Below are 22,435 nucleotides of genomic sequence, written 5' to 3'. Positions count from 1 at the left end.
TGGTCGTACATAAAGTAAAATTAATTACCACTCAAATTGTTGTTAACATGACTTACATTTGTTAACGCCACGTTACGATGAAGAGTATGTCTGCGGAAACATTTTAAATAACTCACCCGCCAGTTGTATTTTTATATTAAGATTCACCCCAAAGTACTAATTAACAGTGAACAACACCGTTGCAGCTCTGGATTTTATTTCTTTTTTAACCCGGAAAATGAATTTCTATGCAGTAACACAAAAAACGCGCTTTCCGTGTTTTCTGGGCTTCGTAGCGAGGTACTTCGATAGTTAACGGTACAAGTCGTGACAACTGTCATTTTTTTTCATCTAAAATTGTCCAACTTCAAGTGAGACAAAAAAATCTGAATTCACTAGAAATAAAAAACCATCTAATCATAAATTTAATCATTATTAATCAATAACATATTATAATTTGTATGATTTTTTAAATCTATGCAATAAAGCTAAAATGTACAACTTTACTATCAAATCTAAACTCCTGAAAAACTCAAAAATCACATTTTAATATATAAATTTACATCCTGTAACATGTTTAACACTTGCTTTAAGATTTGTAATGGCTAGATTGAAATCAGTTGAAGTCCATTTGTTTTAATATTTTCACCCCGTTGGGTCGATATTTTATTTCTACACAGCAGTGCAACATCTGTCAGTACTTCTGGGGTCTCTATTTTAGGTGGGGCAACTGTCAGGTGTGCGACTAAAAAAGTGGAGTTTCATCATGTTTAATGAAGTCCATAGTATTCATGGTCATACATTATTGTTGATCACAAAACCTTCCCTGCAGGCAACTGCGTTGTTACAGCATTTAAAACAATCGCTGGCGTTAACCGGAAAACTACATAATATTCAACGTTCTCTGGATGATATTTCCTCCAGCTGCATTGTTCTACTGGATATGATGGAGGCAGATAAGAAACTGATCCATTACTGGCAAGATAATTTGAGCAGAAAAAACAACAGCATAAAGACTTTATTATTGAATACCCCAGATGATTATCCTTATCGGGATATTGAAAACTGGCCGCATATCAATGGCGTATTCTACGCAACGGAAGATGAGCAGCGTGTCGTCAGCGGATTACAAGGTGTATTGCGTGGCGAATGCTACTTTTCACAAAAGCTCGCCAGCTACCTAATCACGCATTCCGGGAACTACCGCTATAACAGCACGGAGTCGGCATTACTTACGCACCGTGAAAAAGAGATCCTTAATAAACTGCGTATTGGCGCCTCAAATATTGAAATCGCGCGTTCACTATTTATCAGTGAAAATACGGTGAAAACACATCTTTATAATCTTTTCAAAAAGATAGCTGTCAAAAATCGTACGCAGGCGGTTTCGTGGGCCAATGATAACCTCAGGCGATAAAGCCATGAAACGCTATTTGACCTGGATTGTGGCAGCAAATCTGTTCCTTGCTGCCGGGAATCTACACGCGGCTGTAGAGGTGGAGGTTCCCGGACTGTTGACTGACCACACTGTCTCTTCCATTGGCCATGATTTTTATCGGGCCTTTAGTGACAAGTGGGAAAGTAAGTACACAGGAAACTTAACCATTAATGAAAGGCCCAGTGCACGTTGGGGAAGCTGGATCACCATAACTGTCAATCAGGACGTTATCTTCCAGACTTTTTTATTCCCGACGAAAAGAGACTTCGACAAAATTGTGGTCTTCGCATTGGCAGAAACTGAGGAAGCATTAAATCGTCGGCAAATAGATCAAACACTATTAAGCACGAGCGATTTAGCGCGCGATGAATTCTAAAACATGATTTTGTCCGGAGGCTTTCATGCGTGTCAAACATGCAGTGGTTTTGCTCATGCTGATTTCACCATTAAGTTGGGCCGGAAACATGACGTTCCAGTTCCGCAACCCTAACTTTGGTGGCAACCCAAACAACGGCTCTTTTTTACTGAACAGCGCCCAGGCGCAAAACTCGTATAAGGACCCGAGTGCTGGCGACTACGGGATTGAAACCCCATCAGCGCTGGATAACTTTACCCAGGCGATACAGTCGCAAATACTCGGTGGTTTGCTCACCAATATCAATACCGGTAAGCCGGGAAGGATGGTAACCAGCGATTTTATCGTTGATATCGCCAACCGGGATGGACAACTGCAATTGAATGTCACGGACAGGAAAACGGGGAGAACGTCGACTATTGAAGTGTCGGGTTTACAAAATCAGTCGACGGATTTCTAAATTATAGCCACGAAAGGAAAAAATCATGCAGCGCTTACTTATCATGGTGGCAGTAATTTTACTCAGCGGATGTTTAACAGCCCCGCCGAAAGAAGCCGCGAAGCCGACATTAATGCCCCGGGCTCAAAGCTATAAAGACTTGACACATCTGCCCATGCCTACAGGTAAGATTTTTGTGTCGGTATACAATATTCAGGATGAGACTGGCCAGTTCAAACCTTATCCGGCAAGTAACTTCTCAACCGCCGTCCCGCAAAGCGCCACGGCGATGCTCGTCACCGCATTGAAAGATTCTCGTTGGTTCATACCGCTGGAACGTCAGGGGTTACAGAACTTATTGAATGAACGAAAAATTATTCGTGCGGCGCAGGAAAACGGTACCGTTGCCGTGAATAACCGGATACCACTGCAGTCATTAACCGCGGCTAACATCATGGTGGAAGGGTCCATTATTGGATACGAAAGCAACGTTAAGTCGGGTGGCGTTGGGGCACGCTATTTCGGTATTGGTGCCGATACGCAATATCAACTCGACCAGATAGCGGTAAACCTGCGCGTGGTTAACGTCAGTACCGGTGAAATCCTCTCATCGGTGAATACCAGCAAAACCATCCTGTCTTATGAAGTCCAGGCTGGGGTATTCCGCTTTATTGACTACCAGCGTTTGTTGGAAGGTGAAATTGGCTATACCTCTAACGAACCGGTTATGCTTTGCCTGATGTCAGCGATTGAAACCGGCGTTATCTTCCTGATTAATGACGGGATTGATCGCGGGTTGTGGGATTTGCAGGATAAGAAACAAGTTGATAATGACATTCTGGTAAAATACCGCCATATGTCGGTACCTCCGGAATCCTGAGTGGTCGGGAAGGTACAAAAAGCGTGAGGCATACCCTCACGCTTTTTTTATTTACTGGTCAGCGTCGACGATATTCGATTCTCACGACGAGACGCCAGCCACAATCCGCTGTTTTTCATCGCATAGCCGAATACCAGACCCAGCGCCAGAGATGGCACGACCAGATGCCAGTCCCCCTGCCCTGCAAACGTCGCGCATGCGCCAATAAACGTGCCTGGCACAAATGAAAGCAACCATTGCTTTGCCTGAATACACATCAGAAACGCGACAATTCCCGTCATGACATAACCAATGATGTCCATATGCGGGGCGAGCGCGCTACCGTTAATAATCACCAACGCCCACACCACACCGCTTAGCAGCGTACACGCCGAGATCCACAGCCCTTTCAGTCCACCCTGCGGACAGGCGAAATAGGCCGTGCAGCCCAGAAAGCCAGCCCAACTGAGTAAGCCAAGAGAAACAGCCACCCATCCCCAGATCCCGGAGAGGATGCCCGTTGTGATTGCAATTGAGAGAAGTATGTTCATGCCGCGTATCTTAGCAGAAAAACGGCATAGGAATGAGATCGTGCACACAAATTATGCAAGAGCCTAATTTGTGTTGCAGTTTAAAGTGATCTAAATCACATTTATTCGTCCGTATCTTCCTGCAATTCGTCCCACATTGCACTAATCGCATCGCGCGTTAATGGCGCCATCGTACGCCAGAACGGCGTGCTGGCGTGCGCTTCAACTTTGCCAAGGAACGTACCACACCAGGGCAGCAGGTATTCTACAAACAACGTTTCAAGCGCTTCGCTTTCATCTTCCGCAGACTGGTCTTCAAGCCAGGATGCCGCCAGCAACAACGTACCAATGTGATCTGCCGGCGTATCTGCCAGCGGCATTCCGCGAGCAGAAAGAAATGCGCGAACATCGGATTCTTTCGCCCCTTCTACCCAGGCGCTACGATAAGGCGACACCGCACACTCGTCACCGACAAACAGCGCATTGTAATCCGCAGCCAGCTGAGACATATCGCAGCTCTTTTGCAGACGGGCCAACAGTTCATCCTGTTCCAGCGGCCAGCTGGCGGACAGTTTACCTTCACTAATCAGGGTAAACAGGGGAACCAGTAAAGGGTCCTGCGGTTGGCGGTAAAACAGCGAGCCCAGTACACGGCACAGGATAGAAAACTCGTTCATTGATATATTCCAGTTAGTAACAATTACAGTTCAGCAAATTCCGCGATCGGCTCCATGCCTCGCGATTCCAGAAACGCCAACAGGCGTTTGGGTGTGACGTTTAAAATTCTGTCTTCCGGGAAATTCACATCATCGAGAATTTTACGGCATTCGCCAAATTCTCCCAACGTGAAAGCAGTGTGTGAATCCGATCCTAACGCTACCCAGCCGCCGGCATCCCGTACTGCCGCAGCAACCGCGCGACAATTATCCTCACTACCCTTACGCGAATGTAAAAACGAGGAGTTATTGATTTCCAGCGCGACCTGATATTTTGCTGCAGCCTGTGCAATTGCTGTTATATCAACGGGATACTTTGGATTCCCCGGATGGCTGATGATATGCACATTGCCGCTGGCCATCGTGGCTATCATCGCCTTGGTATTCGTGTCTTTATCGTGAGGTGCAAAAACCGGCTCATGGAAACCCGCAATGATCAGATCCAGAGAGGTAAACATAGGACCTGAACAGTCAATTTCACCTTCAATATTCTTAATATTCGCCTCAATGCCGCGCAGGATCCCTACGCCATCCACAACACGTGGCCAAATGCGCATATTAATAAAGTGCCAGTGATGAGGCGCATCCGCCATATCCGGTCCATGATCAGTAATGGCAAACAACTTGATGCCTTTGCGACGGGCTTCAGCGATGTAATCACTTAAGGTGCTGTAAGCGTGGGTGCTGGCGACGGTATGCATATGCAGGTCAACGGGATACATAACTCTCTCCTGTAGTCATTTTCCGTCAAGGATAGCAGGTATCGTCGCCAATAATACCCTAAATAATTCGAGTTGCAGGCTGGCGGCAAGGGGGTGATACCCGATGAGCTTACTGTAGTAAGTTATTCGGGTGAACAACCGCAGCCAACGCACATGCAGCTTGAAGTATGACGGGTATTTAGCTGAAACCCGGCATCGACTGGCTTGGCTTTAGTAGCCTCGCACGCGATCGACCTGACCCGTAACAGATTTCCCGCTCTCAAGATCCAAAATCGTGCGGGAGATATAGTCCACCGCCTCTGCCGGACGTGTTACGGCAGCAATATGCGGTGTCATGGCCACACGTGGATGTTTCCATAGAGGGCTGGTTTCCGGCAGCGGTTCACGGCTATAGACATCCAGCATGGCACCTTTCACCTTGCCACTGTCCAGCGATGCCAGGAGATCGTCTTCATTGAGATGAACGCCACGCGCCAGGTTCAGCACGTAAGCGCCATCCTGCAATTGGTTGAGTAACTCCGCGTTAATGATGCCCACGGTTTCTGCCGTATTGGGTAGAAGGTTGATAAGCACGCGTGTCTGACTCAGAAACGCGCCTAACTCTTCAGTACCGGCAAAGCTTTCCACACCAGACCAGGATTTACGCGTACGACTCCAGCAGCGCAGCGGGAAGCCCCATGTTTGCAGACTTTCTGCAACTTTCGCCCCTAAAACACCGGCCCCCATGATCCCGACGGTAAACTCATCGCGGGTATATTCTGGCAAAGGTTGCCATTTCGCCTGGTTTTTTAATGCCTGGTAATCATCAAAGCGACGAAACCAGTGCAGTACCTGACTGACCGCATATTCCTGCATTTGCAGGCCCATACCCGTATCTTCCAGACGGAAAAGCGGGATTGAGGCATCCAGCATTTCCGGATGAGTGTTGAGTTTACTGAGGATAGAATCGACGCCCGCGCCCAGCGCAAATACAGCTTTTAATTTTCGTCCGGCGAGCATTTCAACCGGAGGATGCCAGACCAGCGCATAGTCTGCATGGGCATTATCACCCGCTTTCCACTGCCGAACGTTCGCTCCAGGAATGGCCTTTATCAGCGCCTTAAGCCACCAGTTCGTATCGAATGTTGGGTGATAGAAAATTATATCCATATTGTCTCCTGAACATTGTTATGCGGAGCTTTCTCGCACTTATAATCATCATTTTTAGAGGGAACATCAGAGTAGCAAATTTTAGGATGCTGGCAAAAAAAACAATTCCCGCTTATTTAAGCTCCATATTGATTGAAGTTTGTGTAAATGCACGTTTTTTTCAAAAAGTTGATTGACGCCGCAGCGGTATTTCCCTAAATTAGCGCCCGTTCCGGTAGCACAGGAACAACAATATGGTGAGGTGTCCGAGTGGCTGAAGGAGCACGCCTGGAAAGTGTGTATACGGCAACGTATCCGGGGTTCGAATCCCCGCCTCACCGCCATATTTAAAGAAGAGCTCGTACGCAAGTACGGGCTTTTTTTTCGCATAATGCACAGCATGGCGGGGATGAGAAGCCCGGACCGGGGTTCGACTACTGGCGCAGCCAGTTGGACAGACTGCGAGTGCAGCGAGCAGGCTGCCCGCAGGGCGAGCGAAGCGAGTCAATCCCCGCCTCACCGCCATATTTAAAGAAGAGCTCGTACGCAAGTACAGGCTTTTTTTTCGCATAATGCACAGCATGGCGGGGATGAGAAGCCCGGACCGGGGTTCGACTACTGGCGCAGCCAGTTGGACAGACTGCGAGTGCAGCGAACAGGCTGCCCGCAGGGCGAGCTAAGCGAGTCAATCCCCGCCTCACCGCCATATTACGAATGCATATTATTAATTAGCATAGGATTTTTATTTTATCTTTGCTGCAATGCAACGGCTTAAAGGTACTGATAATGTTCTCTTCGCTGATAGCGGGGATATCGCCCCACTCAAGGTTTCTGCTCCACTTATCGCGGGCAACAGAAGCCATCACCCATTGCCCAGTCCTGCACAGTTGGCCCGCCAATACTCCCGATTAGTGCTGAGATATCAGCAAGCTGTTGGGTCAACGAGAATGGCCGCATTACCTGTGGCTGCTCAGAAATGTCCTCCATCAGTCCGCGATACAAATCGGAAGTCTTCCCATTGATTTTTATCATCATTTACCGATACGACTATGATAAAATTGACCTTATTTTTTATATCAACCTGACTGTAAATGAGATTGAGTTCTGTAACAGAAAACTTTGCTCTTAAGAGCAGGTACGAGCCAGAATGAAGGGCTGAAAATGCTCTTCAGAAGGACATGTCGGTATGGCAAGCAAGGATACACATAAATGGTAAAGTTTCTGCGAAATGGACCCGCAGTTGTTGTTCTGGCATTTATATTATGGGGCCTGATCCCATTGTTTTATCAATATCTGTCCGGCGGAGCCCTTGCTGAGATTTTGATGTACAGAGTTTTCTGGTCTATACCTCTATTACTGCCAATAAGACTGTTATTTCGTAAGAGAACGTTTTTTCGCGATTTACTGAAAGATAAAAAATCCTTCATATCCTGCATGATAGCAGGTTTGTTAATGGTAATTTCGTGGTCAGCTTTTATTTATGCACTAACAAATCATAAAGTACTTGATGCCAGTCTGGGATATTTTATCAATCCACTTATTGTCATTTCCCTTGGCTGTATTTTCCTTAAAGAAAAACTATCATTATTTCAGCTTATAGCGGTAATATCCGGGGTATGTGGTCTTGCCTATCAGATTATTTCCGCGAACAGTTTCCCTTCACTGGCGCTAATCATGGGGTTTTCTTTTGCATTGTACGGACTGGCGCGTAAATTTATCCATTACGATGCAATAACCTCAATCACACTTGAAACATTCTGGGCTCTGCCTGTCGCTATTATCATTTTTATATATACTGACTCTAGTATAACAACATCATCTGATATCCCTGTCTTTCTTTATATATTAACCGCTCCCGTTACAGTCATCCCGTTAGTGTTATTTGCGGTAGCGTTAAATCATACATCCCTTATTGTGACAGGTCTTGCACAGTATATAGAGCCATCACTGCAATTTCTCATTGCCATACTTATATTTAGAGAGGTTATTAATTACCCCGAGTTATTGTGTTTTTCAGCAGTATGGTTTGGATTATTGCTATGTATATTTGAGAGTCTTTGCTATCATTACCGACGTTATCCTCCAGGAGCTAAAAGGAATCATCCGGAAGGCACTTTACGGTAATGTACATGCTGAGTGTATAACTCAGTATGCATTTTCGTTTTACTGGAACACGCGCTCAGATATGAATGAGTAAACAACTCGAGTTTGTTTACTCAAGATTACCCCGTCATTTATCGAGATTATATAAAACGCCAACGAATCAGGTCTCCCCTGGTATTTTTTTGCTGACCAGTTTCATAAACATACAAAGCGAACGCCTTTCAGCACAAAAAGTTACCAAAAATATACAGGGCATTATATCCGGAAAGAAGTCAGGAATGACGCCCCCCCATTTAAGATATTCAATTTGAACTTAATCTACGAAAATCGGCATATTTCGCGGGATTACATCCAATTAAGTTAGCCGTCATCGTTCAGAAATTTGTCCTGTCGTTCAAAATCGTGCATTCCCCCATGTTCGCTGAAGCACATGATTTACTTCGCTATGTTGTTGACAACTCAACTCACCAGTTTACTCAATGAACAGCGATATGTTTGTAAAACACATTTTGTTTAACAAATATATATGTTCCTCTCTGTAGAATGAAAAAATTGTTTTATCAGGACAGGCTAACGAGAGAGCACCCTAATGATTATCAATAAAACTGGCATGTCAGACATGAATTCATTTAACAGTAATTTTTCGCATTAACAAAACAGTGTAGAGACTCCAGCATTTACACCTTGCACGTAAATGAATTTATACATCCTGGCTTAATGATAAATACTTATGAAAAATACATCATACCTAAGCTTTTTTAACAAAACTTTATTGGCACGTGACCCGTTACATGGCAAATGGAAGAACAAAAAATTTCGACTCATGTATCTTTTACGCTCTATGATAAGTCCAGTCTCCAGTGTTCGATATTATCAAGAATTACTTTCTCTTAAATCAATTGATAAGATTCTGGAGATGCAACCTACGTTACCAGCAAAAATTCATCGTCCCTATTTGTATAAAGGAGGGTTGGCACGAAATCGAAGGAAAAACATTGTCGGACACTACCGTTTTGTCCAAAGTTTACCAATGAAACAACAGGCGTTTTTATTACCAGACAAAGATGTGCTATTGGTTCAATTCACCGGAAAAAATGGTGAGGATTTTAATATTCACTGTTCTTCAGGCGGTTTTGATCGTGAAGGCGAACTGATGTTGTCTCTTAGTTTTAACAACATCCCGGTGGCCCGATTGTCCTTCTCGGTTATCCCGTCAAAAAAAGGACATTGTGCATTTATTGGCGGTTTGCAGGGGGCGCCAAAAAATATTGGTCCAGACATTATTCGGGACGCTACTAAAGCCTGCTATGGACTATTCCCTAAGCGGATCGTTTTTGAGGCACTTTGTTCATTGATGCGTTGCTGTGAAATCACTGATATTTTAGCAGTCAGTGAACAGAGCCATGTTTTCAGGCAATGGCGATACCGGTATAAGAAACGTAAATACTTTGTTGCCCTGTACAGTGATTTTTGGGAATCAGTTGCTGGTCGTCCATACGGTAAGTGGTATAAGTTGCCAATTTCTGTAGAGCGTAAGTCATTTAATGAGCTTGCCAGTAAAAAACGCGCGGAATACCGGAGACGGTATGCCTTGTTGGACCATATAAATGAGGAAATCATGATTCTTCTGCAAAATCAGATGTAAGATAATGACGTTACTCTGCTCGGAAACAGGCTGATGAATGCGACGTCCCATCAAAAGCGCTGCTGCCATTCCACGTCGGCCAACAATTATACGAACGTCCGCTGAGAGCTGTGAGTTCAACGGGTCTATGCAACGCTATCCTTAATCAAAGGGGGACGTTGCAATAAAACGAAGAACGCTCATTTACTACACGCCCGAACAGAAAGCGACTATCTGGGACTGTCATAAATCCCCTCAAGCCCCGGATGCTGCCATAAACTGGCGGGTGTGACCGTTTTTCTGTCCCACGGAATGGCGCCCAGGAACCAGAACCGCCAGAACAGCAGATCGGCTCCCGGGTTATTTTTCAGTAACTGGCCAAAGGTCTCCACGCTGCCAACCTGAACACCCAACGCCTCTCTGTAAATATCAAACACGAACTTTGAACAAAATTGCCGGGAACACTCGTAGTCAAACCCCGTATGGTACAGTTTATGCAGACGTGTGGGGACCTGCTGCATCACTGCCAGCTTTTGTTCCACGGTCAGCCCTCCCTGCAGACGACGCACGGCATAACGTTGTCCGGCAGAACGCTGAATGAATGCCGACAGAGTAGTGATGCCGGAGAGGGGAATACGGCTTTCAGCCACCTGATAATCATCACCATGATATCCGGTGATGATCCCGACATGGTTGCACCAGCACCGCGAGGCGGTCGACACTTCACGGAACAAGGACGCTCCGATACAGGTAAAAACGATATCACCCGTTTCAAAAACGGCTGGGTAATTATTCTTCATGTTTTTTTCCATTCTTTTTCTAAACACGTTAACCGGTTTCAGCGCTGTTTTCCTGTATATCCCGCTATTAGCATGGCGATATTCCTCCATTAGCCTTTTAAGAATAAGAAAATAATGTCAAACATAGATTTAATGTCATACACAATTAATGAAAAAGTGATTAGATAAAATTCAACATTATCAAATATTGCCGCAACAACCTCTCCTTTTGATACATTTTGAATTTTCCTTCTTATTGGCTCAAGATAGTTATTAAGATAGAAAGAATATAGAACAGAAAATATAGCCACTAAAAACAGAGGGATAACTATTGTTTTTAAAATTATTGAATCGCAAAATTCATTAATAATTGAACCGATTACTTGCGAATAGATTGCAGTTGCAAAAAAACAATCAAATCGCTTATCAAAAAAAATTGTATTTTTTGAATTTAATACCATCTTTAATATCTTCATTATTACTTGCCATCATCATTTTATCTCAATAATATTGTATTTCTCTTTAATTTCATATAAGGCAGCGCCAGAATCAGATTTTCTCTTGAAGCATGCTTCACCATGGAGTAGCCGCAGCGGTGGAAGTGGTTTTTCCAGGCGTGAGTGATTGTGGAAAGCGACTTGCTCACGCCCAAAGTCATTGCAGGCGCGGCCTTCGGGGAGTAATTTCTCGTTAACAAAAACCATGACTGAATTCTCAGGAAGGAAATATAACGATACCGTAGCGACCTGGGACGAGATTTGACAGAGGGTCAATAAAAATCAGACTAATTCAAATGATGGTTATCTCTGCTATATGTTAATGCCATTGAAGTGTCAGCACGGGAGTTCATGGGCAGCAGGTCTTGTTAATGTCGAGAGCTACATGGTGCAGAATGCCGCCAGGGTGTCCAGCTATCCGGGCCCAATATGGTACTGCAGCGCCAAACACCGCGGCTTACAATTTTCAAATATCGGATTAATGAAAAATCAATAATACCAGGAGTTTTCCTGCTCATCTGATCACCTTTGAACAGAATATTAATTTGCGGCATATCATATTTTTTTTGCTATTAATTTGGCATATAAGCATTACCCAGACTGGATTCTGGGTGACAAACTAACGTTATCCCATACATGTTGCAGATTTACTCTTATCAACAAGGAAATAATCAGTGAAAAAAATCATCATCCTCTCCCTGAGTTTATTATTTGTAAACAGTGCCCTTGCTGCCACTTCAGAATCATGCGAATCTTATAAAAAGCAGATGGATTCATACTTAATTAAAATGAAAGAAATGGGTACTCAGCAAACTCAGATAGATATGTTGTCACAGCAATTCGAACAGTCTTTTACACAGATTAAAAACCTGCCAGCAGAAAGTCAGGAAATGACATGTAAACAAGGACTTGACGCGCTCAAGCAAACAATGGAAGCCGCAAATATTAAATAAAAACCTAACTAAAACCACCTGTTAACGGTGGTTTTAGTTTAAAATTCTTTATGAATATACTGTTTAATCAAACTTTTATATTTCTTAATAATTACAGTTTCAGTTTATTTAACTCTTTGACACATAAGAAAACGGGACGCGCTGGTAAGATCGCTCTCGAGCCCGGCAGGCACTTAAATCACATCACGGTTATCCTCAGAAAGATATAAAGAAAAAGGCGTGTAAACACATCATTGATAGTGTCCAGGCATTTCCAGAATGACAGGCGTCGTGGAACGGTTAATTCCTGCCCTCCGGCCAGCCATCGCTGCTCCGTGTGATTGTCTCCAGCTTTTCAACACAGCCACCTCTTCTTTCATTTACCGCTACTCTTCGTGGCAGAGCTGTCAGCCTGGAGTACTTTTTAAAACAGGGTTCAGTATGAGGAATGGAAAGGTCGAGTGGCAGCATCGGTAACTGGTCACCAGGATTAATTCACCATCAAATGATAATGATTGCCATTTATTATAATAATTTTTATCTTTAAAATTCAGTCTCTTTCCTGAGCCTGTCAGGTCCCCAGTCAAAAAATTTCCCTCCGTTTTTTTCTTCAACTGTCAGAGTTGAATCGAATGAAAAAAATCCATCTTATTTTCGCTTCAGTATCAAAAAAGCCCCGCGATTGCGGGGCCTCAGGATAGTAGAAATTTCGCTATCAGGATTTTGAACTCACTTCGAGGAGTATCTGATACATTGCATCTTTAGTTTGTAGCTTTTCTTTTTTCAGCTTTGCCACCTCCTGTCCATACCCGTGTCCATCTTCACCTTCCAGTCGTGCTATTTCATGATCAAGCGCGTTGTGCTTCTCAAACAGTGACTGAAAACGTGGGTGCTGTGTTTTTAAACGTGTAATTAACTCTCGATACTCTGGAAACATTAAACATCCCGGGATACGTTAAACACATCGCAGATAGCTCTCTTCTGCATCTCCAAACTATCGCCATCTGTGATATTTATGTGTGAGCATTGCCACATAACAGAAATCGTTTGAGGCTCCGTCGATACAGATTTTCACCAGCAAAAAACAGTGGCAATGCTATCTGCAGGCACTGGCAACAGGATAAGTGATGGTGATCTGCCTGCCATTACGGCTGAAGGTCAGTTTTGACACCGCTTCTTTCGGGGACGGTTTCAGACCAGCCGGACGGACAAACAGCTTTATACGGGTGGCGGCCGACAGCATCAGAACGTTTTTCCCTGCAGTCCCGGATTTATCAACAGCCGGAATGGCTTTGACCGAGAGATATAAAGAGGGTTTCACGGTCAGACGGTAGAGCGGGACCGGCATTCATCAGACGCAGGGTGTTCTCACTCCCCGGATTGCTGACATAAAGCGGTGGAGTGATGATAAAATCGTCAGCCTTTTTACCGTTGCGGTCTTCTGCCCGGGACTGCACCAAAAAGCGGGACGTGTCCGACGTGTTACGCACCGAAATGCTGGCTTCTTTTTGATCGGCAGGATAGATAATACGGGTTCAGCCCAGCACGATACCGCCGCCTGCATAGGCCATTGCCGGGAACCCCCCGGCCAGTAATACTGATACCACCCACTTTTTAGTAAAAAATGAGACAGACATGATTTATTCCTGAAAGAGGAAGTTCTTCCAAATTGTCGACGTCTTTGCAATTGTTATGTCACAGTCGTCCAGTACGATAGAGAATGCCGTGTCCCTGGTTGTGGTGCCGGTGCCTGTAAATGCATTTGCGGATACATCACCCAGAGGAACAGACTGATTTTTTGACGCCGAGGCCAGGCTGCGGGTATCCACAACGACATTACCCTCGAATTTGATAACGCTAGTTTCCCCCGCAATATTCGACGCTGAAGATGCAAAAATAAAGAGTAAAAAAGAAACTAAATTTAAACGCATAACCGGATATAATCTTAGATTGTTAATTAATCATTATTATTCAACCCATTAAAGATAGAATAAATATTCAATACACGTACTGAGTTAAGTATCAATAAATATCGCGTGATAATATAAATATTATTTATAGCATTCTCATCATGATGATATATTTTTTTTCTTCGTACAGAGAATCAGTCATCATCAATATAAAACAATGAGTAACTCACAAAATAAAATCTTATATCCTCGGTGATTCTACCACACTCCGACATGAAGTAATGTTATTTATATTCATGCTCTCTATGAATACAAATAACATTGAAATAAGAAAAGTAATAATTTATTTTATTAAAATCTTCAAAAATGCCAGGTGTTTATTTGTGAACAAAAGTTTCAAAGGAATCACTGTTCTTTCCGCTGCCCGCAAACGCATCTCATGGACATTTGATACATTCAGGCATATCTGTGTTTCTTTTTCTGGGGGCAAAGATTCGACAGTACTCCTGCATCTTGTCGCTGAGTCTGCAAGAAGACAAAAAAGGAAAATATCGGTACTGTTCATCGATTGGGAAGCGCAATTTTCTCTGACTATTGAGCATATCGAAAAGATGAAACATCTGTACGCTGATGTTATTGATAATTTCTACTGGGTGGCACTCCCCATGACGACTGTCAGTGGAGTATCCCAGCATGAGCCCGAATGGGTGGCCTGGGCACCGGGCGCTCAGTGGGTTCGAAAACCACCACATGGTGCTATCACGGATGAGTCTTTTTTCTCCTTTTACAAACATGCAATGACATTCGAGGAATTCATCCCCGCATTCTCCCGCTGGCTGACAAAAAAGAATGGCGATTATTCCCAGATTATACTCGTGGGTATACGGGCTGATGAATCACTGCACCGAATGATGGCCATCAGCTCGCACTCGAAATTGCGCTACGCCGATGACAAACCGTGGACAACAGCATCAGTTGAAGGTACGTATTATACTGCCTATCCCCTTTATGACTGGAAAGCCAGTGATATATGGACGTACTGTGCCAAAGAGAACAAAGCATATAACTCACTGTATGATTTAATGTACCAGGCAGGAGTTCCTCTTGGAAGTATGCGCGTGTGTGAACCTTTTGGACCTGAACAAAGACGAGGCCTCTGGCTTTACCATGTTCTGGAACCTGATACCTGGGAGCGGATGTGTTACCGGGTAGCTGGCGCGAACAGTGGAGCCTGTTACGGAAGTCAGAGCGGGGAATTTTTTGCACTACATAAAAGCATCACCAAACCAGAACATCACACCTGGGAAAGTTATGCCTATTTTTTACTGGAAAGCATGCCCGAACACACAGCAGAACATTACCGGAACAAGCTGGCGATTTATCTCAAGTGGTATCTGGAGCACGACTGGCCGCACGGCATTCCTGACGAGCAAGAAAAGGACCTGGGTTGTAAAGATATTCCGTCCTGGCGAAGAATATGCAAGACACTAATAAGAAATGATTTCTGGTGCCAGCGACTTTCTTTCAGCCCCAACGCCCCCCGACATTACAAGCGTTACCTTGAGCGAATGAAACAAAAGCGTCAGCAATGGGGAATAATATAATGATGTCTTTAAAAGATTTACTGGCTGAAGTTGATACTTTTTTCGAAAATATAATTGACGAGAAGCAAAAAATTGAAGTGCTTAACACCTTTAAAAAAGCACTACATCAACATAGTCCGTTTTCAGGTGAACCGGTTGACTGTGTGCTCTGGATTCAGTCAACGGCACTACATCCCAATGATTATAATCCAAATGTCATGGCTCCCCCGGAAAAAAAACTGCTTCAGCGGTCCCTTGAAACCGATGGGTATACCCAGCCTGTTGTTGTGACAGCGTGTGCTAAAGGCTATGCCATCATTGATGGCTTCCATCGTTATTCTCTGGGCAAATCTAAACCTGTGCTGCGGAAAAAACTGAATGGTTATCTCCCTGTTACGCTGGTAACGGAACGAAACCTGAAACCGGCCGATCGCATTGCAGCAACCATCCGTCATAATCGTGCCAGAGGAAAACATCATATAGCCGCAATGAGTGCGATTGTACAGGACCTGTATAAACTGGGCTGGGGTGATGCCCGAATTTCTGAAGAGTTAGGCATGGATGCTGACGAAGTGCTGAGACTAAAGCAAATCAGCGGGCTGGCGGAATTGTTCCAGGAAAAGGAGTACAGCGAGGCGTGGACCGTGAAGTAGTGATGGCTGGTATGTGCGCCAGTTTAAATGGAGATTTGAATCGGCGCTAAATTTACTGTTCTTTAATTTAACGTCAAAGCAGCATAACTGCGTATTACCATGAAGGAGATCGGTGAGCAACGGCGTTTGTCATAGAAATTGTCGCTTAATGCAATAAAATTACGTTATGACGTTTCTTTTTCAGGGTTCAAATAAACTTCTGATATGTAGTCCCAGTGACGTAGTTGCTTACTCTAATGTTCAGGATGAGCGCCCAGGCTAATTAACAGACCGATTTTCTGGCTGCCAGCATTTTCTCGTCCAGACTTTGATGGCGTTCTTCTGGCGTGATATATTTTATCCCACTATGTTTATGTTCAACGTTGTACCAGTTTGTGAAACTGCCACCCTATGCTCTGGCATCATCTCAAGTGCGATTATGCCGGAGGATCTCTAAATGTGAATGGCACGATTATGCGGGATACTTACAACAGTTTTTGATAGTTTTAGATATACGTTTTTTTATTAAAGATCGCGAAGAACTTTGATGCCTTCAAGAGTAATTAGATCTTGCAATATCCTTGCATAGTATATTGAACTGGCAGTACCCTTCTCATTAAATGTAGCCTTTACAATATTATTTTCGAAGGCACTATCCACACAGAGTTGGGCATGTAATAATGCTGGACTACATGTACCAAATTTTACAATCACGTTCCGCCTGTCCTCGCTGACCGACCTTATACTGAGCCCATATGTTTCAGCATATAATTTGCAACTTTGATTAGAAAGCATTCCCACAATGGACGCTTTTTCGGCAATGGTAACTCTATCGACAATAGATTGTTCCGGCAGTGCCCCAAAGTTATTTTTTACTTCATCCGCAACACTATTCAAAATGTTTTTAAGATGACTGGTGATCGCCTGAAGACTAATTGTTCCATCCAAATAATAGACATAATCACGCTGAAGGTGCAGATGATAGTTTGATAATGCTCTAGATCTAAGCTCAATAATGATTACTATCATGGAAGGATCTGTGATGACTTGTGTAATAATTTTATGTTGTTTTTCAGTATAAGGAAGCCCACCAGTCATAACAAAAATATGTTTATTAGACAAAATGCTACGCGACGGTAGATTCTCTAAGATGTTACAAACCCCTATGGCTGCTGGAGAATTATCATTCGTTAATAATAATCTCATATTTCCCATCATATTATACTTCTCCTGTTCATCTCATCAAGAGAATTAGTAACTCATTACAAAAATACCACCAACCACCATGCTTCGTATTATCACACTTGCACTCAGTGAAACACCCACCATCATAGTTAAATATAATAAATTAACTTCATCAATAGCATTAATTACTTCTTTGGTAGCGCCTGAAGCTACCAAAGAAGTAATAGAGAAATAGTTGGTAAGTTCTGTGTGCTATTTATTTTCTTGCATTGATATTTTCAGAAACATACCTACTAATTAACCCCTCACGAATATAACGATGAAAAATGTCATCACCCATAATTTTATGCCAGTAAAGATAATTTGTGATTTTTATTTTATTCTTAGTTTTTACTTGGGCAAGCCCACGCTTATTAATAATATCATCAGATAATGAACATATTGCATCAGAATGACTTAGCAACGTAATTGCCGCATTCGCTGAAGATGTTTTTAATACACACCTCATGTTATTAATTGCCTCTCCCCAATGTTCATTCGCATAAGAATTGGCTTTTTCTCGAAAAAGAATATCTATCCAAGGATATTTAACTATATCTGCAAGTTGAACTGTTTTATTTGCCAGAGGGTGATCTGCTCTAACTGCCAGGCAAAATTCTGTTTCTATTAATTTACTGGAGCATATAGCTCCTGATAAATTGTCGCTGGAACCAAAGAAAAAGTCAATTTTCCCCTCATTTAAATCTGAAATGCAAGAATCATATCTATTAAAAACTTCGAAGGTTACATTATCACGAATATTTTCATCATGAGCAAAATCATAAAATAGTACAGATACATCCTCAATATAAGTATCTTCAGGCACACATATTCTATAGATATCCTTTATTGGATGTGGATGTAAATTTTTATTCTTCTTTTTTAGCAATACCTCAAGGTCAGCAACAACATTTCCAAGTGTCGGATAGATTTGTTCAGCAAAGGGAGTTAGCATCATCCCTGCTGCGGTTCGAACTAATAATTGATCATCAAACATTTCACGCAAACGATTTAGCTGATGGCTAACTGCAGACTGACCTATATATAGTTGTTTTGCAGTTCTACTCACTTGCCTGTTTTCCAATAAAAAATATAAAGTAACTAATAAGTTGATATCACTCCTGATTACTTTTGAAAAATTATTTTGCAACATATGATTCCCTTTGCACTAGAAAATTTATGTTATGAAGCATAACATTTTATTAATTATTATCAGCATATTTTCTTAAAACTAAATGTAAGTATCATTTACATCATTGGTAATGGAGGGTTTATGCACCCTTTATCATGAGTATGATAAAGGGTGCAGAACATCTTAAACAGTATACTCGTAAGTCGCTTGCTAAAAAATACTCAAAAGGTATATGTAATGCCCATAGACAATATACTATCCCAAGAATCTTCCACCATTGGACTGTCAGTTATTTCATCACTTAAACGTGTCCAGCGACCTACACCATATATATTCCAGTTGGATAAAAACTCATAACTGACTGATAATTCAGCATAAGGATTGATACTTGCATCTGGAGTATACGTGTTAATTCCACTACGTTTTGATTCGTATTTTGACACTCCATAATAATAATCATTCTGATTATCACTGTTCCATTTGAAACCTATTGCAGGGGTAATTGTGAATGCTCCATTTTCATAGCGGTACAACCAAGCCATGTCGACAACCATCCCATCGCTGTTATCGAGTACATCGCCAGCTAAGGCAGCTCTTAACGATCCATAACGCGTTTTGTGAACATATGAAAGCCCGGCCATCATTGTTCCTTTACGTGTTAGTAAACGCCGCATTTCCCGGCTATCGCTATCGTCATGCTTAAATTGTGTAGGATCATAATAACCAATAATCGACAATTTATCTGTGGCATCATTGAAGAGATAGTAACCCGCCCCCAGTCCATTTATCCAGAAATTGTCGCCTTTGTAATTAATGACAGGAAACGGGGTGGTTTGCATGTCATAGTCCTTATAGGGAGTATTTAATGCAATAATCCCGGTACCTAATGACAGTTCCGCTCGCGCAGAAACAATGATGCAGTTTGTAAGTAACAATGTTAATGGTAATATAATGTGCCTTTTTTTTAAATTCATTTTACTACCTATTAAATAGTTTTCTTTCACAAATATTCTTATATGATATTTTTTTATGCTCATTTTGCAAGTCATTAATATTCATTATTATCATGAGTACAATTAATAATTCTATACATAACTTATATTCATTTAATAAAACACATCACTCTTTAATATTGCTGGAAATGTATTTTGCATAAAAATAACTCATAACCAACCCAAGAATCAAATAAAATAAATGACATTGTTTTTATATGATTAGAGAATATAAAAAAGCCTCAAACATACGTTTGAGGCAAAAATAAAATAAATATCAAAATATATAGCAAACAGTGGCAAAGACAAGCTTAACGTAGAGTATTCCAGCTGTAAAATTATTAACATTCATAGCTATTATGCTTAACCACGCCAAAAAGAAATCAATTAAACTGTATTTTCTAACGCTGGCGTCCATCTTAGGGGTGACCATAAAAAAGAAGAACCACTGGTTCTTCTTTTGATAATTGCTTTAAATGAATAATTTTCTTGGAAACTAGAACTGGTAAACCAATCCTAATGCAACAATATCATCAGTACCGATACCATTACTCTCGTAGAATGAATCATCTTCGTCCAACAGATTGATCTTGTAATCAACGTAGGTAGACATATTTTTATTGAAGTAGTAGGTTGCGCCTACATCAACATATTTAACAAGATCTTTATCGCCGCTGGTTCCCGCAGGGCCTGTTGCATTTCCTCGCAGAGTCAGATCTTTACCTTTAGACATCAGGAAGGATACCGCCGGACGCAGACCAAAGTCGAATTGGTATTGCGCGGTAACTTCAAAGTTCTGCGTTTTGTTGGCTATGGTATTACTGCTGTCACCATAAGGCGTCATGTTGCGAGTTTCCGAGTACATCGTTGCGAAATAGATGTTGTTTGCATCATATTTCGCACCAACGGTCCACGCATCCGCTTTGTCGCCGCCCGCAGTAGACTTGCTCGTTTGCTCACTGGTACGATCGGACGTACTGTAAGCCGCGCCGGCACTGAAGCCCATGCCAATATCATAAGTAGATGAGATACCAAAGCCGTCGCCGTTAGAGCTCTTCATATTGCGGTCACCGCCGTTACCTGTACCTTCTTGTTCAGGTGACTGATTTTCGTTAGCACCTTGGTACTGTAAAGCAAAGGCCAAACCATCAACCAGACCAAAGAAATTGCCATTTCGATAGGTTGCCAGGCCACTTGCACGATGAGTCATAAAGTTATCGGCTTTGGAGTAAGAATCACCACCAAACTCAGGTAATGTATCGGTCCACGCTTCAATGTCATACAGTACGCCATAATTACGGCCATAATCGAATGAACCGTAATCACCAAATTTCAGACCAGCAAAGGCAACACGAGTCCATGAATCATTACCGCCATTCTCGGTTTGATTAGCCTGCATCTGGTATTCCCACTGACCATAACCAGTCAGTTGTTCGGAAATCTGTGTCTCACCTCTGAAACCAAATCGAACATACGATTGATCTCCATCATTATTTGAGTCATCAGAAAAGTAATGCAGGCCATCTACCTTACCGTAGAGATCAAGCTTGTTGCCATCTTTATTGTACACTTCTGCAGCATGTGCTGTCCCCATTCCCAGTAATGCGGGAATAACCAGAGCCAGTGCTTTTCTTTTCATGTTTTAGGATCCTTTATTTTATAAAACCATGCTAGATATTGATGAGATTGAGCGAGGTGCACAACCTCTGTTATTACATCTCCTTCGTATTCCACTAACGTTAACACTGGATGTACGCTATCATTTGATAATATCCCAGCCACGCTTAATGCAATACATTACGCCATATATATAGCACAAGTTAATCTTTAAGTTCCGCACAAGAAACGGATTAATTTTAATCACCATTATTATTGAGATTAATTATAATGATTTATAATAAAACCCCATAATTTTAACTTCTTAGGTAAGTGAAACAGAAGCACCAGAAAGCAATTAAAAAATCAGTGGCAGGTAGAGAGTAGCATTGTAAAGACGCCTAAAAGAATATTAATAAGGGTACTTAACTGAGAATACGTTTGGATGTTCCAGACAACAATATAAAAAATTAGCGTAAAGCGTAATTCCGTAATGCGGTCATTAGACAACTTTGCGAAAGCAACCACATTTTCAGGTAAACGCGAACTATGTTATATTCAGAATTAGCTGGAAAGAATGAGGCTCACTACAATGAAACATTGATGAACAGGTGTTACGGTACCGAGATTAACCGGTGAGTTTTTGGTCAGCCACAGTGCTATTACGTGTTCGTTAGAGCATTGTTTTGCCCCACCGCTCAGGGGATTCACTACATATTAGTGATTTTAATCCTATCGAGCTGCCTTACCGATCATTCCACCGGCACCAGCGCCAACGGTAGCCCCGGCAATAGCTCCCCCAGCTGTTTTATCCATCGCAACAGCACCTGTTGCTGTTAATATGTAACTTAACCCAATAATTGACATTGCGTCGAAAACCAGACAGTGAAGTCATTGTGTGTTCGAATCTGAGCGGATACTCTGGCAGAGGTTTTGAAAACGGTTCTATAAAACCCGGGCTCTGATCTTCGATTACATTGAAGTGTTCTACAACTGGGTCTGACACCACTGTCACCTTGATGATATAAGCCCTGAGACTCTCGAACAGGTTTTGTTACAAGAGCATAAAATGTCTATTGTCATGAGGTCCGTCCATAAATGGCTCTGAGGTGTAGATTCATTGTTATTTACAATCCCCCCTCGCCCCAGGAATATTAATAAAGATATTTAACACAATTAATTTGCAAGATAAGCATTACACTGGCAATATAGTTTTGCGTATATGAGTAGGTGAACTGTTCTTACTTTCCTTTGAAGTTTTATTG

Annotated in this window: 22 protein-coding genes, 1 tRNA gene and 2 other RNA genes; 12 read left to right on the top strand and 13 right to left on the bottom strand. The window is 42.4% G+C overall.

Going from position 1 to position 22,435, the window contains the following annotated elements; genetic code table 11:
* Positions 1 to 745 precede the first annotated feature (745 nt).
* From csgD to csgG, 4 genes are read left to right on the top strand one after another with little or no spacing between them, the layout of a single operon-like run.
* A complete protein-coding gene (gene csgD, locus On2M_RS12970) occupies positions 746 to 1,396 on the top strand; it encodes a biofilm master transcriptional regulator CsgD (protein ID WP_151219659.1) in 651 nt (216 codons plus the stop codon).
* 4 nt (positions 1,397 to 1,400) lie between these two features.
* Positions 1,401 to 1,793 (top strand): curli production assembly/transport protein CsgE, encoded by a 393-nt coding sequence (csgE, locus tag On2M_RS12965; protein ID WP_016152600.1) that lies wholly within the window; start codon positions 1,401 to 1,403, stop codon positions 1,791 to 1,793.
* 25 nt (positions 1,794 to 1,818) lie between these two features.
* The gene (gene csgF / locus On2M_RS12960; protein WP_003036084.1) at positions 1,819 to 2,232 is read left to right on the top strand and encodes a curli production assembly/transport protein CsgF; all 414 of its coding nucleotides are present in this window, start codon (positions 1,819 to 1,821) and stop codon (positions 2,230 to 2,232) included.
* Positions 2,233 to 2,257: 25 nt separating this feature from the next.
* Positions 2,258 to 3,091: a curli production assembly/transport protein CsgG gene (gene csgG / locus On2M_RS12955; protein ID WP_151219658.1), complete on the top strand. Its 834-nt coding sequence runs from the start codon at positions 2,258 to 2,260 to the stop codon at positions 3,089 to 3,091.
* Positions 3,092 to 3,138: 47 nt separating this feature from the next.
* Here csgG and On2M_RS12950 read toward each other — a convergent pair whose 3' ends face one another.
* The 4 genes from On2M_RS12950 to ghrA form a co-directional block, all read right to left on the bottom strand.
* Entirely contained in the window at positions 3,139 to 3,621 is a 483-nt protein-coding gene (locus tag On2M_RS12950) for a DUF1097 domain-containing protein (protein ID WP_151219657.1), read from the bottom strand.
* 101 nt (positions 3,622 to 3,722) lie between these two features.
* Positions 3,723 to 4,277 carry a molecular chaperone gene (locus On2M_RS12945; RefSeq protein ID WP_151219656.1) on the bottom strand — a complete coding sequence of 185 codons (555 nt, stop codon included), beginning with the start codon at positions 4,275 to 4,277 and terminating at the stop codon, positions 3,723 to 3,725.
* 23 nt (positions 4,278 to 4,300) lie between these two features.
* The gene (locus On2M_RS12940; RefSeq protein ID WP_151219655.1) at positions 4,301 to 5,038 is read right to left on the bottom strand and encodes a phosphatase; all 738 of its coding nucleotides are present in this window, start codon (positions 5,036 to 5,038) and stop codon (positions 4,301 to 4,303) included.
* Between the two features lie 210 nt (positions 5,039 to 5,248).
* Positions 5,249 to 6,187: a glyoxylate/hydroxypyruvate reductase GhrA gene (gene ghrA / locus On2M_RS12935; RefSeq protein WP_151219654.1), complete on the bottom strand. Its 939-nt coding sequence runs from the start codon at positions 6,185 to 6,187 to the stop codon at positions 5,249 to 5,251.
* Positions 6,188 to 6,422: 235 nt separating this feature from the next.
* On the opposite strand from ghrA, the gene On2M_RS12930 reads away from it, so the two are divergent.
* The 5 genes from On2M_RS12930 (at position 6,423) to On2M_RS12910 (ending at position 9,914) form a co-directional block, all read left to right on the top strand.
* Positions 6,423 to 6,510, top strand: a tRNA-Ser gene (locus On2M_RS12930).
* 44 nt (positions 6,511 to 6,554) lie between these two features.
* A non-coding RNA gene (locus tag On2M_RS12925) (RtT sRNA) lies at positions 6,555 to 6,691 on the top strand.
* Positions 6,692 to 6,735: 44 nt separating this feature from the next.
* Positions 6,736 to 6,872, top strand: a non-coding RNA gene (locus On2M_RS12920) — RtT sRNA.
* A 503-nt stretch (positions 6,873 to 7,375) separates the two neighbouring features.
* Entirely contained in the window at positions 7,376 to 8,290 is a 915-nt protein-coding gene (gene rarD, locus On2M_RS12915; protein WP_210904934.1) for an EamA family transporter RarD, read from the top strand.
* 709 nt (positions 8,291 to 8,999) lie between these two features.
* Positions 9,000 to 9,914: a VirK/YbjX family protein gene (locus tag On2M_RS12910; RefSeq protein WP_210904933.1), complete on the top strand. Its 915-nt coding sequence runs from the start codon at positions 9,000 to 9,002 to the stop codon at positions 9,912 to 9,914.
* A 209-nt stretch (positions 9,915 to 10,123) separates the two neighbouring features.
* Here On2M_RS12910 and On2M_RS12905 read toward each other — a convergent pair whose 3' ends face one another.
* The 3 genes from On2M_RS12905 to On2M_RS12895 form a co-directional block, all read right to left on the bottom strand.
* Complete coding sequence (locus On2M_RS12905; RefSeq protein ID WP_210904932.1) at positions 10,124 to 10,693, bottom strand: YebB family permuted papain-like enzyme; 570 nt, start codon at positions 10,691 to 10,693, stop codon at positions 10,124 to 10,126.
* Positions 10,694 to 10,782: 89 nt separating this feature from the next.
* The gene (locus On2M_RS12900) at positions 10,783 to 11,148 is read right to left on the bottom strand and encodes a hypothetical protein (protein WP_210904931.1); all 366 of its coding nucleotides are present in this window, start codon (positions 11,146 to 11,148) and stop codon (positions 10,783 to 10,785) included.
* Between the two features lie 15 nt (positions 11,149 to 11,163).
* Entirely contained in the window at positions 11,164 to 11,376 is a 213-nt protein-coding gene (locus tag On2M_RS12895; protein WP_210904930.1) for a hypothetical protein, read from the bottom strand.
* 467 nt (positions 11,377 to 11,843) lie between these two features.
* Here On2M_RS12895 and On2M_RS12890 point away from each other — a divergent pair, with 467 nt between their 5' ends.
* Positions 11,844 to 12,122 (top strand): DUF5339 domain-containing protein, encoded by a 279-nt coding sequence (locus On2M_RS12890; protein WP_151218808.1) that lies wholly within the window; start codon positions 11,844 to 11,846, stop codon positions 12,120 to 12,122.
* Positions 12,123 to 12,816: 694 nt separating this feature from the next.
* Here On2M_RS12890 and On2M_RS12885 read toward each other — a convergent pair.
* Both On2M_RS12885 and On2M_RS12880 read right to left on the bottom strand, forming a co-directional pair.
* Positions 12,817 to 13,038 (bottom strand): YdcH family protein, encoded by a 222-nt coding sequence (locus tag On2M_RS12885; RefSeq protein WP_151218806.1) that lies wholly within the window; start codon positions 13,036 to 13,038, stop codon positions 12,817 to 12,819.
* A gap of 159 nt (positions 13,039 to 13,197) precedes the next feature.
* The gene (locus On2M_RS12880) at positions 13,198 to 13,449 is read right to left on the bottom strand and encodes a fimbria/pilus periplasmic chaperone (RefSeq protein WP_210904929.1); all 252 of its coding nucleotides are present in this window, start codon (positions 13,447 to 13,449) and stop codon (positions 13,198 to 13,200) included.
* A gap of 867 nt (positions 13,450 to 14,316) precedes the next feature.
* On the opposite strand from On2M_RS12880, the gene On2M_RS12870 reads away from it, so the two are divergent.
* Complete coding sequence (locus On2M_RS12870) at positions 14,317 to 15,615, top strand: DUF3440 domain-containing protein (RefSeq protein ID WP_151218803.1); 1,299 nt, start codon at positions 14,317 to 14,319, stop codon at positions 15,613 to 15,615.
* A 2-nt stretch (positions 15,616 to 15,617) separates the two neighbouring features.
* Entirely contained in the window at positions 15,618 to 16,247 is a 630-nt protein-coding gene (locus On2M_RS12865; protein WP_151225212.1) for a ParB/RepB/Spo0J family partition protein, read from the top strand.
* Between the two features lie 504 nt (positions 16,248 to 16,751).
* Here the strand turns inward: On2M_RS12865 and On2M_RS12860 are convergent.
* From On2M_RS12860 to ompC, 4 genes are all read right to left on the bottom strand, one after another.
* Positions 16,752 to 17,444 carry a hypothetical protein gene (locus tag On2M_RS12860; protein ID WP_210904928.1) on the bottom strand — a complete coding sequence of 231 codons (693 nt, stop codon included), beginning with the start codon at positions 17,442 to 17,444 and terminating at the stop codon, positions 16,752 to 16,754.
* A gap of 223 nt (positions 17,445 to 17,667) precedes the next feature.
* Positions 17,668 to 18,603 carry a LysR family transcriptional regulator gene (locus tag On2M_RS12855; protein WP_210904927.1) on the bottom strand — a complete coding sequence of 312 codons (936 nt, stop codon included), beginning with the start codon at positions 18,601 to 18,603 and terminating at the stop codon, positions 17,668 to 17,670.
* Positions 18,604 to 18,803: 200 nt separating this feature from the next.
* Positions 18,804 to 19,586, bottom strand: a complete 783-nt coding sequence (locus On2M_RS12850) for a MipA/OmpV family protein (RefSeq protein ID WP_255588352.1) — start codon at positions 19,584 to 19,586, stop codon at positions 18,804 to 18,806.
* Between the two features lie 484 nt (positions 19,587 to 20,070).
* Positions 20,071 to 21,213 (bottom strand): porin OmpC, encoded by a 1,143-nt coding sequence (gene ompC / locus On2M_RS12845; protein WP_151218005.1) that lies wholly within the window; start codon positions 21,211 to 21,213, stop codon positions 20,071 to 20,073.
* Positions 21,214 to 22,435 lie beyond the last annotated feature (1,222 nt).

Origin of the sequence: Citrobacter sp. On2M (genome assembly GCF_018035235.1) — a bacterium.
GTDB lineage: Bacteria > Pseudomonadota > Gammaproteobacteria > Enterobacterales > Enterobacteriaceae > Citrobacter > Citrobacter meridianamericanus.
The sequence above is the reverse complement of the archived record's forward strand: the minus strand, read 5'-3'. Positions and strand labels throughout refer to the sequence as shown.